Raw genomic sequence first — 18,257 nt, forward strand, 5'->3', positions numbered from 1 at the left:
GCGGGAATGACTGTAGGTATTTTTAAATAATTTCGCCACGTAAGCGTTTTGGGTTGCTGACATCGGTAATGCGTACGTTAACAAAAGTTTGAATTAAGTTTTCGCTGCCTACCAAGTCAACAATACGATTATTGTCGGTTTTGCCTGCCAGTTCATTGGCGTTTTTCCATGAGGTACTTTCAATCAACACGCGCTGCACCGTGCCTAGCATTTGCGAGCTGATGTTCTTACCCAGTTCTTCGTTGATAGCCTGCAATTTTGTTAATCGCGCTAATTTAACTTCTTGCGACGTTTCGTCGGAGAGGTAAGACGCTGGCGTGCCAGGTCTAGGGCTGTATAAAAAGCTGAAGCTATAATCAAAACCTACGTCTTGCATGAGCTTTGCCGTGGCTTCAAACTCAGCTTCTGACTCACCTGGAAAGCCTACAATAAAGTCAGACGTGAATGTCAGGTTAGGGTTTGCAACACGTAGTTTGCGTATAGTGGATTTGAACTGTAGCGCAGTATAGTTGCGCTTCATCGCCATCAAGACGCGGTCACTGCCAGCTTGAACAGGCAAATGTAATTGCACGGCTAATTTAGGAATATTAGCGAAACAATCGATTAAGCGCTGATTCATTTCATTTGGGTGGCTAGTGGTAAAGCGTATGCGTTCGATTTGCGGGATTTCGGCGATGTACTCAATTAACATGGCTAAATCAGCTTCTAAATCATTGTATTGAGCGCGATAGGCATTTACGTTTTGTCCGAGTAGGGTGATTTCTTTTACGCCTTGCTCAGCCAGTTGTGCTGCTTCCGTCAGGATGGCTTCAAACGGGCGCGAGACTTCTTCCCCGCGTGTGTAAGGCACTACACAAAAGCTGCAATATTTACTGCAACCTTCCATAATGCTTAAAAATGCACTGGCACCTTCTATGCGCGGTGGCGGTAAATGGTCAAACTTCTCAATTTCAGGAAAGCTGATATCTACCTGAGAAACACCGCTAGATTGGCTGTTTTTAATCATGTCAGGCAAGCGATGCAATGTTTGTGGACCAAATACCACATCAACATAAGGCGCACGTTTGATGATGTTATCGCCTTCTTGGCTTGCTACACAGCCACCTACGCCAATCACCAAGTTTGGGTTCGCTTTTTTAAGAGGAATAAAACGTCCAAGATGGCTAAATACTTTGTCTTCAGCTTTTTCACGTACCGAGCATGTGTTGAGTAATATCACATCAGCATCTTCAGGTGTGAGCGTTTCCACCATGCCGTCAGTCGCATTGAGCATATCTGCCATGCGCGATGAGTCGTACTCGTTCATTTGGCAGCCAAAAGTTTTAATGAATACTTTTTTTGGCGAGTTGCTAATGGATGTGAGCGAATCTAATTTATTTTCAGTGGTTTTCAAGGCAGGTTTTCAAGGCTGTTTTTCGATAGCCGGGCGTGTCTGTAAAGCATAATTTTAACGCATTTTACTTGGCTGAGTGCTAATTACCTGAGCTTATCAATCTATGTCTATTAATCCGCTGTTCAAGATTTAAGTATGCGCTTACTTCTTAATCTATTAAAATTACTTTTTAGCTAATTCTAGGGTCATATATGCACGCGGTGCTTCGTAATAATCTATTTTTTGTTAAAGAACAAGTTGGACTGTTTAAAGCTGCGAACAATTACGATATTTATGACCCGAGCACCAATCAAAAAGTCATAGAGTGCCGCGAGCCTAACCTTGGTATTTTCACCAAGATATTTCGTTTTACCGATTACAAACGTATGACGCCTTTTAATGTAGAGGTGCGCACGCCAGATGGCCAGAATATTTTAAGCGTGAAGCGTGGCTTTTCTATATTTGATTCAAGAGTAGAAGTGTTTGATGACTTAGGTAAATTAGCGGGAACATTCAGCCGTAAATTTTTTTCGATTGGCGGCAAGTTTGATGTGTTGGATGCGCAAGGTACGGTGATTTGTACGTTACAAGGCAAATGGACTAGTTGGGATTTCAGGTTTATGAAAGGCGAAAAAGAGCTCGCGAATGTGTCGAAAAAATGGGCTGGTTTGGGTAAGGAGCTGTTTACCAGCGCAGATAACTATATGCTGACCATTGATGATAGCGTTGCGGCTAACGATGCCGCACGCGTGCTGATTATGGCGGCAGTCTTATGTATCGATATGGTGTTAAAAGAGTAAGTAACTCATTTTATTCATTAAGTTCATATTCATTCAGTAGCGTATTCAGTTAATCAAAGCAATAAAGGCTAGGCATGCAAGCACTTCCAATTTTTATTAATATTACTCACCGTCGCTGTGTTGTCATTGGCGGTGGTGATGTGGCTGCGCGTAAAGTCACCATGCTGCTTAAAGCGAACGCGGCTGTGGTGCTTTATTCGCCTGAGCTATGCCATGAGCTAAGTGATTTGGTTAACGCAGAGAAAATTACTCATATTAGTGCGAATTTCGAGCCAAGCCAGCTTGAGGGCGCCTGCTTAGTGATTGCAGCCACCGATGATGAAGCTGTTAATACGGCTGTATCTGTTGCTGCGAAGGCACTCAATATTCCAGTGAACGTAGTGGACTCTCCCGCTTTGTGTACTTTTACGATGGCCTCCATCGTGGAGCGGTCGCCTATTGTTATTGCTATTTCAAGTGAAGGCAATGCGCCAGTTTTAGCGCGCTATATACGAACAAAGATTGAAACTATGTTGCCTGCAGGTTATGGGCGTATCGCCGAAATTGCAGGTGAGTTTAGAGATAAAGTCAAAGCTAAGTTTGCCACTACGCAGCAACGCCGTATTTTTTGGGAAGGTGTATTGCAAGGGCCGATTGTAGAGCGTATTTTGTCTGGGCAAGATGAAGCGGCAAGAAGGGCGCTAGATAATCTGTTGTCTGATAAAGCTGACCCTAAGCATCACGGCGAGGTCTATTTGGTTGGTGGTGGTCCTGGTGACCCAGATTTACTCACATTTAGAGCTTTGCGCCTTATGCAGCAATGTGACGTTTGTGTGTACGATAAGTTAGTTAGCCCCGAGGTCATGGAGTTAGTACGTCGCGACGCAGAGCTGATTTATGTAGGTAAGTCGCGCGACCAACATACGCTTCCACAAGAAGAGATTAATGAATTGTTGGCAAGGTTGGCGTTAGAAGGTAAACGCGTACTGCGTTTAAAAGGTGGCGACCCGTTTATTTTTGGGCGCGGGGGTGAGGAAATTGAAACCTTGATGCAGCGCGGCGTGCCTTTTCAAGTGGTACCAGGTATTACTGCGGCCAATGGCGTTTCTAGCTATGCCGGCATTCCGCTTACACATCGAGATTATGCGCAAGCTTGCTTGTTTATCACCGGGCATTTAAAAGAAGGCGTTGTAGATTTGGATTGGGTAGCCATGTCGCGCCCACGCCAAACTGTAGTGATTTACATGGGCTTGGTTGGAATGGAAAAAATCTGCGAGCAACTCATTGCTCATGGTGTATCGCCAGATATGCCTGCCGCAGTGGTTCAACAAGGCACCACACAGAAGCAACGCGTGGTTGTGGCAACACTTAAAGATTTAGCTGGAAAAGTGAAAGAGGCGAAAATCAAAGCGCCTTGTTTGACGATTATCGGTGAAGTCGTACAGTTACGAGAGCATTTGAATTGGTTTGAGCCGGGTGATAATTAATTAGGCGCCAACTAAAAATGTAAATCGAAAGTTTGAGGGGTTTATTCCTCTGACTGTTAGCATTCAAATAGTTGTTAGTTTTTAAATAGCGCTTAGTTTTTAATTGGAATGCTCAGTCTTGCTTCTAAGCCGCCTTCAGGTCGATTGATCAATTCTAGTTTGCCATGATGTAGTTTGGCAATGCGTTCAGCAATTGCTAAACCTAAGCCGCTACCACCTGCATTGCTGCGTGCGGTATCTAGCCTTTCAAATGGACGCAATAATTTTTGTAAGTGGCTTTCAGGAATCCCGGGACCATTATCAAACACACTTATTACAATGTGTTCAGCCGTCACTTTGCCTGCGATACGTGCTTGCCCTTTACCATAGGCATAAGCATTTCCCACTAAGTTGTCCAGTAAACGTTGCATGGCTAATGGCTTAATGGGGATGAAGTAAGTGGGTGCTAACTGCACTACCAAGTCACGTCCCGCGCGGAGTTGTCTATCATGCACTGCTTGCAATAAGGTGTTGATGTCAATCATTTGTGTAGGTTCGCCCTCGACACCTTTCACAAAATCTAAAAACTGATGAATGATATTATCCATGTCGGCAATATCTTGTATCATGCCGTCCTTCAGGCTACCGCAACCCTCGTCAGGTAGCATTTCTACTGATAAACGTAATCTTGCTAGTGGCGTACGAATATCGTGCGAAACGCCAGCAAGAATCAAGGTTCTTTCTGCATCAAGTTCAGCCAAAGAGTCGGCCATTTTATTAAAGGTTTCATTTACCTCACGTAACTCAGCAAAGCTGCCTTCAGGCAACTTTTCAGGCTGCTCACCCTTACGTAACCTATTAGCAGCATTCATCAATAAGTGCATGGGTCGATTAATCCGCAAAGCAATAAAGTAACCACCTGCTAGTGAGAGTAAAAGTATTAGCGCCCCCCAACCTAACCATTGCCATGGAAAGCGACGTTCAACATGTAATTTAGGAATTACTACCCAAAAATCATCTTGCCCGATATTGAAGCTGACCCAAAGTCCCTGAACACCATAGTGATTAACGGTAATAATAGTTTCTACGCCAAGTCGCTCTTTAATTTTTTCAGCCACCATATTGATAAATGGGTCAGGTGGTAGAGGTTCAATATCTTCCATAAAGTCGGCGTAATAAACGCGCACACCTTCTTTACCTGTGAGTTCAGAAAGCAAAGCTAGGCGTAGATTATCTTGTGATGCGATGAGCGATGCGCGGGTGTAATTCACCACCGTAACCGCTTGCAGAGCTGTGGCTTCTGCCCGAGGTTCGCGTTCAAAATACTCAAAGATTTGCAATGAAGCAACTTGCCCAATGACTAGTAAAAAAGCAATGAGCAACATGCCTCTTGCCAGCAATGTTTTAGGAAGTAAGATGAATTTCAAACTGAGCGTTCTATATTTGTATTAGTCATGATTTACATGGACAAATGTACTCTCGAATGATTCATAGAGAGTGCTTCATGCAAGATTAATCTTTTGGCTATTTAATCAACTTCGCCATCCGGAATAAACACATAACCAAAGCCCCACATGGTTTGTAAGTAACGTGGATGCGCGGCATCAGGTTCGATTAGTTTGCGCAAACGTGACACTTGCACATCAATGCTACGGTCAAATACGTCTAGTTCACGTCCACGTGCAAGTTGCATTAGTCTATCGCGAGATAATGGCTGACGTGGATGATCCACAAATACTTTCAGCAAGGCAAACTCGCCGCTGGTAATTGTGACAGAGGCACCATCTTTGCTTAGTGAGCGTGTAGAGGCATTAAATACAAATTCACCAATCGTCACGCTATCTGTATTCACGGCAGGCGCGCTTGGTTGCAAGCGCTCGTGCCTACGCAACACTGCGTTGATTCTAGCGAGTAATTCGCGCGGATTAAATGGTTTTGGCAGGTAATCATCCGCGCCCATTTCTAAGCCGATAATTCTATCGACTTCATCGCCACGGGCTGTCAACATTACAATTGGTAACAAAGTGCCAGAGCCTCTTACTCTACGGCAAATGGACAGCCCATCTTCTCCTGGCAGCATTAAATCTAGCACCAAGAGGTCAATAGGTTCTGCCGCTAAAACCACATCCATCTCTTTAGCATCAGAAGCCACTTTCACTGTAAAGCCTTGCTCCGTCAAGTAGCGCTGCAATAACTCACGTAAGCGCACATCGTCATCAACCACTAATATTTTTTTATTTTGATCAACCATAGTTATTTAGCCCGCGTCTTATTATTCAGTTAATTGAAATTGACTTTTAATGCAAATGTGATGAAACTAAGTTTAATATTTCTTTGTCAAAAACCAGAATACTAAACCATTACAAAGTGTAAGCTATATTGAGTTAATTTAAAATAATGCCTTAAATTAAATGAGGCGAACTCAACTTAAGTTTTAGGGGTATTAAATGACCGTTTTTATAACGTTACAATTAATTACAATTTCAATGTTCAATGAAACAATCAGTTAACAATCGTACTTCATTATGATGCGGTTAAGTTAAGGTAAATTGTTTTTAAACTTATTTATTATAAAGTTAGCGCATTGATTAAACTCACTTCAAAACGTATTTTAACAGTTAAACACACATGCATCGCAGTGTGTGTTGGCTTTGGAGTGTCTTTTAATGTGAATTCTGCGGGGAAAACCAATTTCATTGCAGCCGGTAGTGTTGAAAAACCAGTCGCTGGTGAAGAGGCTGCCGGTGATGGCATGCGGCAAACACTTAATCTTAATTTTAGCCCAGAAAATCGCGAAAAAATTCGTAAGGCATTAGATGATTATGCTAAATCGGTAGACCAAGATCATAACCGAATTGAAGAGCGCCGGAGAGCCATGCAGGAGAGCTTGAAAGAACGCTTTTTAGACGCTGACAATGATAATGATGGCACCATAGATAGGCAAGAAGCGACAGAAAAGTTACCGCAAATTGCAAGGCTTTTTAGTCAAGTGGATACTAATCAAGACGGTGTTATTTCATTAGAAGAACTTCAAGATGCCCAATCTCGCGCAGCTGAACGTAGAAACGCTGCGGAAGCTGCTATAGAAGCACAAAAATCACAAGCAGCAGATGCTGCTTTGGAAGCAAAGTCTAAAAATAAGCAAGCTTCAAATAATTCCAAAAAGCGCACTTATTAGCTATCTAGTTATCAGTACGTTGTTCTCAACGTTATCTCTTCAAGCCAGCGTTACCATTTTTTTAGCGCTATATTAATTTAATGAGTTTGATTCTCGAAATTACCGACAGCATTCAGCAGGTTGATGCTCAAAGTTGGGATGCCTTAGTGGGCGATATGCCATTACTCAGCCATGCGTTTTTAAGCGCACTGGAAATTTCAGGCTCAGTTGGTAAGGGCACTGGCTGGCAGCCTTACCCAATGCTAGTGCATGATGATGGCAAATTAGTTGGCGCAATGCCGCTGTATATAAAAAGCCACTCTTATGGTGAATACGTATTTGACTGGGCATGGGCAGAAGCTTATGACCGCAATGGCTTAAGTTATTATCCTAAATTAGTTTCAGCGATTCCGTTTACGCCCATTACTAGCCAGAGGTTGATTGCAAACGACGACCAAACACAAGCGTTAATGGTAGAAGCGCTGACTGAAACTATGCACAAACATCAGTTATCGTCAGCACATGTACTTTTTCCTGATGATTTTTCTGCTGCCGAGTTAAAACGGGCAGGGTGGTTACAGCGTAACGGTGTGCAATTTAGATGGCAAAACGACAGCTTTACGGATTTTGAAGATTTCTTACGCACGCTCAGCCACGATAAACGTAAAAAGATTCACCAAGAGCGTAAAAAAATCGTCGCTTCTGGGGTGGTTTGTAAACGCATCAAAGGTGCCGACATTACCCCAGAGCAATGGCAATTTTTCTACGAATGTTATGAAAACACCTACCTTGAGCATCGTTCAACGCCTTATTTAACCCCCACATTTTTTCAGAAAATTGGTGGTAATATGCCGCAGAATATTTTGTTGATATTGGCGTATTTAGAGGGTGAACCAATTGCCGCCGCACTGAATATTTATCATCAAACAACCCTTTACGGTCGCTATTGGGGTGGTTTGAGATATGTGCCTAATTTGCATTTTGAGCTATGTTATTACCAAGCTCAAGAATTTTGTATTGAAGAAAAAATTCAATATTTTGAAGGCGGTGCGCAAGGCGAACATAAGCTGGCACGGGGGTTTAAGCCACGATCCACTTGCTCGTTTCACAAAATTGCGCATCCTGAGTTTGCGCATGCGATTCAAGCGTTTGTCACGCAAGAGTCGCAAGGCATTGCCGCTTATACCAACGAGCTAGAAGAACGCGCGCCGTTTAAGGCGCAGTAAAACTCCTAAACACCGTCATTCTGAGCGCGGCTAAGAATGACTAGGCGCTACCAAGCAATCTCTTTGCCATCATAAGCAATAAATTTCCCAGTATTATTTAAGTTCAAATTCTCAATCACCTGACGCAAACCTACCACACTTGTTTTGGTATCTATCAATGCATTGCTGCCACCCATGTCTGTGAGTACCCAGCCTGGGTGCAAAGTCACCACCGCAATACCAGCAGGTTTTACGTCTATCGAAAGACTTTTCATGACCATATTCACAGCCGTTTTTGTACTACGATAAATGTAACTACCGCCGCCAGCGTTGTCGCTCATGCTACCCATTTTGCTGGAAAGTGTGGCTATTTTTTTAAGCTTGCTATTGGCAATGTGCGCGGTAAAAGCTGTTGCCATTTTTAATGGTGCAATACTGTTGATTTTAAACGCATCTAGCCAATTTTCCGTATTTGCATCACCCAAACTACTTTCAGGATAAACGCCTGCATTATTGATTAACACATCAATTTTTTCGTCTTTTAGTTGCAAAGCTAACGCATCAATTTGGGCAAAATCTGCCACATCTAAATGCAATATACGAATGTTGGCATGTGCTTTTGCCAAAGTTTGCAAAGCGCTAGCATGTTGAGGATCGCGGCAGCAAGCTAATACGCTATAACCATCTTCTGCATATTGTTGGGTAAATTCCAAGCCAATACCACGATTGGCGCCAGTAACTAATACTTGGTAAGTCATTGCTATATCCTCAAATAAATAATTGGTAAATTATCCGCCTAAAAATACAAAAGCCACAATCAATGTTGTGGATTCTATCAATCAACTTAATCTGCATATCAAACTCGTTCTAAATGCTGACGTTGATTACCCAAGTAATTAACTGGGTTTAAAGTTCACAAATGGCTAAATTCAACTCAGCGGGAACATTTCAATCTCATACGTATCATATGGAGTCAATTCACTAAAATATAACGTTATGTACAAATTAAGTGCTAATTTACTTGTAGTTATTTTGCTTGCAATAAGCACTATGGCTAATGCAGAAACATTTTTTGATAAAAACTTTACGGGAAAGCATGTCGAGAAATTTGCCGATGGCAAACCAAAATACGAAGTTACTATTAAAAAAGGTAAAAAAGAGGGTCTTGAGATTTTTTATTACCCAAATGGTAGCAAGCAGATTCAAACGAACTATGTGGACGATAAAGAAGATGGCGTTTGGAACCAATGGTACGAAAATGGCCGGCTTAAGCTTGATGCGCATTATCAAGCGGGGCAAGAACATGGCATGTTTACGCAGTGGTATGAAAATGGGCAAAAAAGGTTAGAGGCAAATTTTATACATGGTAAAAAAGAAGGCGTTGAATACGCTTGGGCTAAAGATGGCAGTATAAAATCTACAACCCGTTACAAAGACGGCCAAGTGGTTGCTGAATAAATTAGCAAATACTAATTGAAATTTAAAAGTACATTTAAGGGCAATAAAATTAACTTGCCCAGCAAAATTTGCGCGCACTGTGGCCTAAGCATGGTGTGGCGAAAGTCGTGGGCTAAAAACTGGGCTGACATCAAATATTGCTCTGACAAATGTCGAACATTATCGAGAACCAAGGCATGACAAGAAACCTTATTCTAATTTTGGGCGACCAATTAAATTTTGATAACCCTGCGCTAGAGGATTTTGATCCGACACAAGATGCGATTCTTATGGCGGAAGTGAGCCATGAAGCCACACAGGTTTGGAGCCATAAAGCGCGAATTGTGTTGTTTATATCTGCTATGCGTCACTTCTACAAGGCGTTCACAGATCAATATCCCAATTGTTTGCAGGCCAGCTATTTAAAGCTTGGCGAACATGATTTTACAACGCTAAAAGCTGCTTGGGCGCAGCAAATCTACATCTTAAAGCCGCAGCAAGTGATTGTTTGCGAGCCTGGTGAATATAGGTTAGAGCAAGATTTAGTCACGCTGTGCAAAGAAATGAATACGCACTTAGCGGTGCGTGATGACACGCATTTTATGTGTTCCAAAGCAGATTTTAGCCATTGGGCAAAAGCTAATAAGCAATTACGCATGGAGTTTTTCTACCGCAAAATGCGCCAAAAGTATGACGTGTTAATGCAGGGTGATGAGCCAGTAGGTGGCGCGTGGAATTATGATGCTGAAAATCGTAAAACCTTTGGCAAAACAGGCCCACAAAATATACCTGCAGCACCACAAATAAATATTGATGCCATTACTCAAGAAGTCATAGAAGCTATAGAAAAGCATTTTCCTAATCACCCAGGGTCATTAAAAAACTTTATTTGGCCAGTTACCCGTGCTGCTGCTCTTGAGTTCCTAGGTGGTTTTCTTAAAAACAAGCTGATAGGGTTTGGCGATCATCAAGATGCGATGTGGCAATCAACTAATGGCAGCCAAAGCCTATATTTATGGCATTCTCTGCTTTCTACTTCGCTTAATTTAAAACTGCTAAACCCGCGAGAAGTGATTGCTGCTGCGGTTACTGCTTATCATCAACATCAACTACCACTTGCCAGCGTAGAAGGCTTTATTAGGCAAATTCTAGGCTGGCGCGAATTTATACGTGGCGTATATTGGCTAGATATGCCAAAAATGAGCGAGGCCAATCACTACAACCATACACGCCCATTGCCCAGCTGGTATTGGAATGGCAATACACACATGAACTGCATGAAGCAAAGTATTAGCGACACCATGCAGCATGGCTATGCACACCATATTCAACGCTTAATGGTGACGGGTATGTTTGGCATTTTGGCAGAATTAAACCCACGTGAAGTCGAAGCTTGGTATTTAGCAGTTTATGTAGATGCCGTAGAGTGGGTGGAGCTTCCTAATGTTGCTGGCATGGCCTTGTACGCCAATGGTGGGCGCTTCACTAGCAAGCCATACGTCGCCAGCGGCGCCTATATTAAACGCATGAGTAATTATTGTAGCAATTGCAAATACAAACCAGAGCTGAAAACGGGCGAAGCCGCTTGCCCTACCACTACGCTTTATTGGAATTTTCTAATTAAGCATTACGACACCTTTAGCCGCAACCCACGTACTGCTTTAATGACTAAAAATGTGGATCGATTCAGTGCTGCAGAAGTGGATGCAGTGCATGCACATGCCCAATATTTACTAAATCATATCAATAACGTTTAAGTAAAATCACTAGGCAAAATTACGCTAAGTGCATAGGGTTGGTTTTGAGAAAGCGCTCATAATGCAATACATGGAGCGAATCATTGTGAATCGCCAAACTAAAAAGGATACCGAATCATGTGGACAACACCAGCAGCTACAGAAATGCGTTTTGGCTTTGAAGTAACAATGTACGTAATGAACAAATAATCAACTAGTTGATTTGTAAATATAATGCCCAGTGAGAAATCGCTGGGTTTTTTTATTGGCGTTAAAATAAGTCACCAAGCTTAACCTTGTATTCTAAAGCCCACCTTGATTTTGACTTGAAAGTGAGCAACTTTTCCTTTTTCAATATGCCCACGCGTTTCAACTATTTCTCACTGTTCCTAAAGCTTAATAGTGAGAAATGCATTGTGAGTCACATTTTTAACTGCTTCGTCATTCCAATGGATGAGTACCAAGCAACTCATCCTATTACTTAATAATCTCTAGCTTGCTTAATCGCAACCCTATTAGCAGCAGTGATGACTAAAAGTGGAAATAGCAATATCTGCAAAGTTTTATCGTCGGCAAATAAGTCTAGGTTCATATATACCACTGCCACCAAGACAATTCCTAAGCCAGCAATACCTATAAATCGTAGTAGTGGATCTTTTGATTTTGAGCAGCTTTTAGCGTCTCTGTAAAACTCATAAAATATCATCAGCCATAACAGTAGTCCAACTACTCCTAACTCTGACAAGATAAGCATATATTTATTGTGCACGGGTAAGGGGATGATAAGAGTAGGGTATCCAGGCACGTCAATGCGTGCCAGCTCAATTCTGCCAAGTGGAGGCACAATTGCTTTGTCACCTAATGGTGTCCATTCATTAGTTTTATAACCTGGTGGATATAATTTAAGTCCCGCCTCTACATATTCTGAGGGGCCAACGCCAATGATTGGGTATTGTAAAAACAAATCTTTTGCTAAGGTGATCATTCTGATGCGTGAGTCTGTTGCGCCGTCATCCCCCTTTGTTAGCCTGTCGATGATAGGTTGCGCTACGGCGGCTAAAGCTGCAGAAAATAAAAGCATAATCAGTCCGCCAACTAACCAAGATCTGGGGGTAATCTCTCGCCTCTTAAAAAAGACACAAAAAATAAGCACAGTAGCTAAGCCCATGGTTAACCATGAGCCACGAGAAAATGTGAAGATTACTGCGATAAAACTCCCCACGATTACCGATAGAGCAGCATATCTAAAAAAAGGTTTTTTAACGGCAAAAAAACCAATCAACAAAAAGGTAAACATTGCATGAAATAAACCTTGTTGGTTTGCTACACCCAATGTACCGACGGCGCGTGTAATGGTATTGGTACCACCAGAGTATGTTTGTGAAAACGAGGGACCACCTAGTAGACTCCCAAAGTTATATACTTTAGTCGTCACAAAAGATAAACATACTAGGAATGATTGTAAGACTAAGATTAATAGCACTGCGATTAAAACCCAAATCAAGTCGGATCGCGTTTTAATGGCAGAGGTGATGATGATGACAAATAGTAAGACTCTAACTAAATGTAATATGCCAAGCTGAGATGTATTAATAAACTCACTTTGATAAAATAAAAGGTGTATTAAATAGGAAACAATAGCCCAAAGCACCATGGCTAAGAATAGAGAAGATTTTTTATCCCACACCCAGATGGCTCGCCGAGATTTAGTCCCTTCGAAAATAACAATGCCAGCTAATAATATTAAAATTAAATCACCTGCGTTCATGATGACTTCTAGGCCGCGAAAGTTATCCCATAGACCAGGTGCGGTATAGAGAATTTTCTCAATGCTTAGCGGTTGTATTAATACCCATAAAAATAAACAAAAAGATCTTTTATGCGGCACAAAGGCAATCACCAAAAAACCAAACATGCCAATACCTAAGGCCACTTGAAATTTAGGCGCGAGTGCTCCAAGAAAGCCAACGCCTATTCCAAATGCTAAGGTGACAGCAATGACAATTAATGTCTCGTAAAAACTTCTATTTTTAAAATAATTAAGCAAGGCAAGTGAATGTTAAGTAGTGGTCATCATTAGAGCATGTTGTAAATAAAGGCTGGCAACACTTCTTTACTTTGATTAAAAATAATCCCTGTGACTTTTGCGCTGTTCGACTCTAGTTTTTCAACCGCAGTTCTAAGCATACTCTTGCGTGTAACACCACTTGCCGCGACCATCAAAGACTCGTCAGCTAAAGCAGAAAATACAAGTGCCTCGTTGCTTTTAAGTGCTGAGCCTGCGTCAATGATAATGTAATCAAAATTTGATTTAATCTCACTAATGACTTCTGCAGCAGCGGTTGCGTAATACCCAAGCTCGGTCTTGCTGGCAAGTTTTCCTGCCCCCACCACAAATAAGCCTGCATCCTCAATATGATGTTGAATGTTTGCATTTCCTCCTAACAGCGCTTCAATTAAACCGTAACTCTCATTTAATTTGAATAGCTGACTTAATTTTCCATCTACAAAATTGGCATCGATTAAGCATATTTTATTTTTCTTATTCTTAGCTAGATTCATTGCTAATGCAGTGGCAATAAAGGTGACCCCTTCACCAAAACTAGCGCTTGAAATAGTGATTACTTTAGCTTGCTTATGTTCTAACTTTTCGCCAATGCGCGTAATTAACTGCCAAATTCCTTGATGTATTATTTCGTTGTTTTTCAGTGCATGGTAATCATGCATGTTAAATTGCTTAATCATCGGCATATAACTGACGATCGGATTTGGTAACAATTTCTCAACGTCACCTCTAAAGTGAAGACGTGGGTCAAGCACATTGAGAACAACCATTGAGCTAATGGCTAAGATGCAACCCAATGTAATACCAATGATGCCGCTAATCATCAATTTTAATAGCTTCCTTCCGCCAGCCTTTGCAGGTTCATCTGCATACTCAGCAATACTAATGGGTACGAGTTTGTTTTTATAAACATTTTCGGTATTAAGTGCTTGATAGCGCTTTGTCTTTAGCTGTTCAAGTAGTTGCTTGCTAATTTCAATTCGTTCTTGTTTTTTGAGCATGAATTTTAAATTTTCGACTTGTGAGCTCAATCTTGTTACTTGTGGAGAGGAAGCTGCGTAAATTTGTCGAGCTTTAGTTAAATCTGCTTCAACCTCCATTAATTGGGTAGCCATGTTTGCAAGCAATGGCACATCTTTTGAAATAAGTTCTCTACCACTACTATTCGCTTGGGCAATACCTGAATGAAAGTCTGCAGGTGTTGTTTTTTCAATACGTGCAAGCTCCTGCAGCTCTTTTGCGACTAAGGTATCTAAATAGGCTGTCTGTTTTTTAGCTTCTTGTGCGTAAATGCTGTAATACTCGTCAATAAAAGCGGCTGCTAAGCCATTGGCCATGTTATCCACTTTTTCACGGTTAAATGATTTAACTTGTAGCGTAATCAGCTCATCTAATTTCATTGACTCTGGAACTTGGGAAGTTTTTTCTAAAATCTCAATGGCTTGTCCGCCGCCAGATTTTTTTGATGAGCTCTCTAAAGAGGCCTTGAATGTATTAATCAGTCCTGTTTCATTGATGCTAGCTTGTTTAGCATCAATAACGCCATTATCTTTTTTAGAAAAAATAGATCCTAGTGAGCCGATAGCCCCAAACACTTTATTACTAATGACTTGCGTTGAGCTTTGATAAAGGTCTCCGTTGGTAATACCGACAGTTTTAATTGCCTTTTCTAGTACTGGTTTACTTTTAATTAGTTCGGCACTAGTTGCGCCAGAGATGCCTAAGCCGCCTTCAGAGACTAAATTTTTTAATAGACCTGTGTCCGTTGCACTGTAGCGAATTAGAATCTTGGTTGAGGCTGTCCAGTCTAATGGCACTAAAGATGTCATTAACACAGCAATGATAGGTGGTGTTAATAATGCAAATAAAAATAACCTTGGCCTTAAAAATATCCTTGAAATAACTTCTCTAAAAGAAAACATATCAGTTTGGCTATCTACCAATTTTTCTGCCAAGCTTATCTGGTTTATATTCTGATTCATTGTCGGCCCTTAATTTGCCAATTTTAGTTTGTTTTTGGTATATCAATGACTACTGTCACTACAGAGAATGGCGCAAGCATGATATTTGAGTGGGTAGGCCAAGACGACTCTTGAATACCAATGCTGTCTGGAGCTGCTGTAGAGTAAGGTTCGCTCGCTTTACCATAAGGCCATTCTGGAGGGATGTCTTTGCCATTATGTGCAGTCATTTCATGTGCTTCAATTTTGAGCAGCTTTGCTTTTGCGGGCAGGCTCAGTTGACCAAAATCTAGTTGGATCGGATAGCCTGTGGTCATACTACGATTAAGCAGATTTACGTATAACTTACCTTTTGCCGCATCCTTACTTGCTACAACAGTGACTTCTGATACCTGCTTTTCTGCCATGATCGTGCCAATGGCTGCACTGTCATAATGCGGACTCTGTAAGGTAGTTGCTACTTGCTGATTGCCAGTATAGTTGGCATACAGCGCAAATATCCAGAATGGCACTTTGGGTTTGCCTTCGTAGTTAATCCAACCCATAAAGCTTCTGTCTGTGAGTTTAAAATAGTTTGCTAGCTCTACGCTAGGGTGTGACATTATCACCTGCAACATACGTGCTATGTAAACACCACTCCCCATGGTTTTTACGTGATCCAACCAATAGTTATCAACATCTGGTAAAGAAAACAAAGCGCCCCATTCGGTGATAGCGATACCAATTTTTTTATTCTTTTTATATTGATTAATGAGCTGTTCTAATTGGGTAAGACTTCTATCTACCGCCTCTGGTGCCGCCCATAATGCTGGGTACACATCGTTTACATGAGGTTGACGCTCTGCTATTAATAATGGGAAATAGGCATTATGTACCGCAATCATATCAATGTCATTGGCGGCGTTCTCTAGTAATATTTTAGTCCAATCTGGATATTGTGTAGAAGGGCCTACATGCGCCTTAGCTACACCAATAGCAATGGTGGTTACGGTTGGATCTACTGCTTTAATCGCACGTGAAAATTCCACGTAGCGCTTCGCATACACTTCAGGAGTCACGGTAATTTTTTGCTCACCAGGGTTACCCGGCAGGTAAAGTTCATTACCAATTTCCCACAGTTTAATATTCATAGGCTCGACTATGCCGTCTTCTAAGCGCAGCGGATTCTTTGGTTGATTGGCGTATGCTACCCAATCGGCTGCTTCTTGTGCAGAAGCTGTACCTGCATTGACGGTAATTAATCCCTCACTATGCGTTTCTTTTAAAAATTTAAAATACTCTGTTGTACCAAAACTATTTTCAGAGGTGCCTGGATCGGTAGGGTGCTTAGTTTGATGACGACGTTCAATAGGACCGATGCCATCTTGCCAATGATAGAAGTCTGCTAGAGTACCTCCTGGGTATCGCATCACTGTTGTTTTCTGTTCTTTCACTAGCGTTACAATCTGCTCTTTCAATTGAGCATCTTTACCTGCAAGTCCACCAGCATCATTAAACCATTCTAGATTTGTACCGAAAATATGTGGATTAATGCTACCTAAATTAACATTCAAATTAATATGGCACTTAAGCGCTTGTTTGGCCCATGTTACGGGGTAGGGTGCCGGCTGATTTACAGCAGACCCCACGTTTCGATAGTGTGTTTTAGCCACTTCCGATTGCTGACCGCAAGCCGTAAAAGTCAATAGCAACAATATTGCTAACCATATAGCCTTTTTGTGCTGCATCATACCCAAAAAAATAAGGTATACATGGCTTATGCCTCTAGGGAATCCAGTTTAAGCGTCATTTATCTTGTGCTAGGGCTACTGTTGATGTTGTAAGAGACGTTAGTACCAAATGGCAAGATACCGCGCACATATTGCGCGATGTAACGGTTTGCCTTAGCAATACCAGTTGGTGGCAAAATGATTAAGTCTTGAGGATTAATCTTAAGGTCTTGCGCGCCAGAAGCTTGGCCTTCAATAATCTCATCAAGGTTGGTTTGATAAATGATGTATTCGTTATCTTTACCAGGCCTTAATAAAAGCACATTAGCTAAATCTGCATTTTCATTACCCCAGCCAGCCTGAGCAATCAGTTTAAGCATACTTAATTTTTTAGAAAATGGATAACGGCCTGGATAACGCACCTCACCACCAATATACACGTTGTATTCTGCATACTCTTGCACTGCAACATTGACTACGATTGGATTTTGATAGTTTGGTTGTAGTCTTTGCGTGATTTCAGCTTTAAGCTCGGCGACCGTTTTCCCTTCGGCTGGTACATCTCCGTAGTTGGCAATATACACTGAGCCATCTTCTGCCACACGGGTTGGTAAGTTGCTCAAGTTTGTGTTTATTAACAAGCCGCTAGGGGTTAGGCGGGTATCTACTTGTTCGCGCGTATTTACTTTTGCCGCTGACACACTGGCTACAATTTCATTGTTAAACTTTTTGCTTACGGCAGTGGTAAGCGTATGTTCAACCTCCTGAACACTTTTTCCTAGTACATCAAAACTTCCAAGGCCGGGTAGCATAACGTCGCCTTCCGAGCCTACTGAATAGTCACCTGTCATGCGTATAAGTTGCTCACCGAAAGAGTGTGTAAGCGCCCAAGAAACCTTAGGTGTTACATATAAGTCTTTATAGCTACTTTGTGATTTTTTGTTAAGTTCAGTCAGCGTCATACCTGAGGCAGCTATACTTTTTCCAACTCTAGGCAAGGTGATTCGTCCATCAGGGTTAACCATCACTTGGTAAACGCCTTCTGCCTCATCTGGAAGCTCTAAGGTTAACTCATCGCCAGGTGCCAACTTATAACTAGAATCGCTATTCTGCGCAAAGCCTATATGTAATTGATTTCCTTTCTCCAATTTACGCGCTGAGCTTCCAAACTCTAAGGGCTCTATCTGCACTAATATGACGTCTTTAGGCGATAAATGATAGAGATCAGTTGCGCTATTAATGGTTTTAGGGTCAATTTTCTGCATAGCTTTGCCAGGCACGATCAAATGTGAGCCTGGTAACGTATGTGCACATCCGCCTAGCAAACCACTTAATGCTAAAGATAAACAAAATAATTTAAAAATTTTCAT

General features: G+C 41.6%; 16 protein-coding genes and 1 pseudogene. 8 read left to right on the forward strand and 9 right to left on the reverse strand.

Going from position 1 to position 18,257, the window contains the following annotated elements; translation table 11 throughout:
* Positions 1-22 precede the first annotated feature (22 nt).
* Complete coding sequence (gene miaB / locus PSU78_RS01235) at positions 23-1,393, reverse strand: tRNA (N6-isopentenyl adenosine(37)-C2)-methylthiotransferase MiaB (RefSeq protein ID WP_300383045.1); 1,371 nt, start codon at positions 1,391-1,393, stop codon at positions 23-25.
* Positions 1,394-1,584: 191 nt separating this feature from the next.
* Between miaB and PSU78_RS01240 the strand changes: the two genes are divergently transcribed.
* Both PSU78_RS01240 and cysG read left to right on the forward strand, forming a co-directional pair.
* Positions 1,585-2,172: a phospholipid scramblase-related protein gene (locus PSU78_RS01240; RefSeq protein ID WP_300383048.1), complete on the forward strand. Its 588-nt coding sequence runs from the start codon at positions 1,585-1,587 to the stop codon at positions 2,170-2,172.
* Positions 2,173-2,246: 74 nt separating this feature from the next.
* Positions 2,247-3,638, forward strand: coding sequence for a siroheme synthase CysG (gene cysG, locus PSU78_RS01245; protein ID WP_300383051.1), 1,392 nt, complete (start codon positions 2,247-2,249; stop codon positions 3,636-3,638).
* 92 nt (positions 3,639-3,730) lie between these two features.
* Here cysG and PSU78_RS01250 read toward each other — a convergent pair whose 3' ends face one another.
* Both PSU78_RS01250 and ompR read right to left on the reverse strand, forming a co-directional pair.
* Positions 3,731-5,002 carry an ATP-binding protein gene (locus tag PSU78_RS01250; RefSeq protein WP_300383845.1) on the reverse strand — a complete coding sequence of 424 codons (1,272 nt, stop codon included), beginning with the start codon at positions 5,000-5,002 and terminating at the stop codon, positions 3,731-3,733.
* A gap of 143 nt (positions 5,003-5,145) precedes the next feature.
* A complete protein-coding gene (ompR, locus tag PSU78_RS01255; protein WP_300383054.1) occupies positions 5,146-5,868 on the reverse strand; it encodes a two-component system response regulator OmpR in 723 nt (240 codons plus the stop codon).
* Between the two features lie 333 nt (positions 5,869-6,201).
* Here ompR and PSU78_RS01260 point away from each other — a divergent pair, with 333 nt between their 5' ends.
* Positions 6,202-6,795, forward strand: coding sequence for an EF-hand domain-containing protein (locus tag PSU78_RS01260; protein ID WP_300383056.1), 594 nt, complete (start codon positions 6,202-6,204; stop codon positions 6,793-6,795).
* Positions 6,796-6,875: 80 nt separating this feature from the next.
* Positions 6,876-8,000, forward strand: coding sequence for a GNAT family N-acetyltransferase (locus tag PSU78_RS01265; protein ID WP_300383059.1), 1,125 nt, complete (start codon positions 6,876-6,878; stop codon positions 7,998-8,000).
* A gap of 47 nt (positions 8,001-8,047) precedes the next feature.
* On the opposite strand, the gene PSU78_RS01270 is transcribed toward PSU78_RS01265, so the two are convergent.
* On the reverse strand, positions 8,048-8,737 hold the full coding sequence (locus tag PSU78_RS01270; protein WP_300383061.1) for an SDR family oxidoreductase: 690 nt from the start codon (positions 8,735-8,737) through the stop codon (positions 8,048-8,050).
* A gap of 292 nt (positions 8,738-9,029) precedes the next feature.
* Between PSU78_RS01270 and PSU78_RS01275 the strand changes: the two genes are divergently transcribed.
* The 4 genes from PSU78_RS01275 (at position 9,030) to pqqA (ending at position 11,362) form a co-directional block, all read left to right on the forward strand.
* Positions 9,030-9,437 carry a toxin-antitoxin system YwqK family antitoxin gene (locus PSU78_RS01275; RefSeq protein ID WP_300383064.1) on the forward strand — a complete coding sequence of 136 codons (408 nt, stop codon included), beginning with the start codon at positions 9,030-9,032 and terminating at the stop codon, positions 9,435-9,437.
* A gap of 90 nt (positions 9,438-9,527) precedes the next feature.
* Entirely contained in the window at positions 9,528-9,617 is a 90-nt protein-coding gene (locus PSU78_RS01280; RefSeq protein WP_300383848.1) for a DUF2256 domain-containing protein, read from the forward strand.
* A complete protein-coding gene (locus tag PSU78_RS01285) occupies positions 9,587-11,173 on the forward strand; it encodes a cryptochrome/photolyase family protein (protein WP_367186310.1) in 1,587 nt (528 codons plus the stop codon). Before PSU78_RS01280 ends, PSU78_RS01285 begins: the two co-directional genes overlap by 31 nt.
* A 117-nt stretch (positions 11,174-11,290) precedes the next feature.
* On the forward strand, positions 11,291-11,362 hold the full coding sequence (gene pqqA / locus PSU78_RS01290; RefSeq protein WP_012777389.1) for a pyrroloquinoline quinone precursor peptide PqqA: 72 nt from the start codon (positions 11,291-11,293) through the stop codon (positions 11,360-11,362).
* Between the two features lie 80 nt (positions 11,363-11,442).
* On the opposite strand, the pseudogene PSU78_RS01295 reads toward pqqA, so the two are convergent.
* The 5 genes and pseudogenes from PSU78_RS01295 to PSU78_RS01315 form a co-directional block, all read right to left on the reverse strand.
* Positions 11,443-11,556: pseudogene (locus PSU78_RS01295) on the reverse strand (dodecin domain-containing protein); the annotation flags it as partial.
* 77 nt (positions 11,557-11,633) lie between these two features.
* A complete protein-coding gene (locus PSU78_RS01300) occupies positions 11,634-13,199 on the reverse strand; it encodes an O-antigen ligase (RefSeq protein ID WP_300383067.1) in 1,566 nt (521 codons plus the stop codon).
* 29 nt (positions 13,200-13,228) lie between these two features.
* A complete protein-coding gene (locus PSU78_RS01305; protein WP_300383071.1) occupies positions 13,229-15,199 on the reverse strand; it encodes a polysaccharide biosynthesis tyrosine autokinase in 1,971 nt (656 codons plus the stop codon).
* Between the two features lie 23 nt (positions 15,200-15,222).
* A complete protein-coding gene (locus PSU78_RS01310; protein WP_300383074.1) occupies positions 15,223-16,908 on the reverse strand; it encodes a hypothetical protein in 1,686 nt (561 codons plus the stop codon).
* Positions 16,909-16,967: 59 nt separating this feature from the next.
* Positions 16,968-18,257: a polysaccharide biosynthesis/export family protein gene (locus PSU78_RS01315; RefSeq protein ID WP_300383077.1), complete on the reverse strand. Its 1,290-nt coding sequence runs from the start codon at positions 18,255-18,257 to the stop codon at positions 16,968-16,970.

The organism is Methylotenera sp. (assembly GCF_029945705.1).
Classification (GTDB): domain Bacteria; phylum Pseudomonadota; class Gammaproteobacteria; order Burkholderiales; family Methylophilaceae; genus Methylotenera.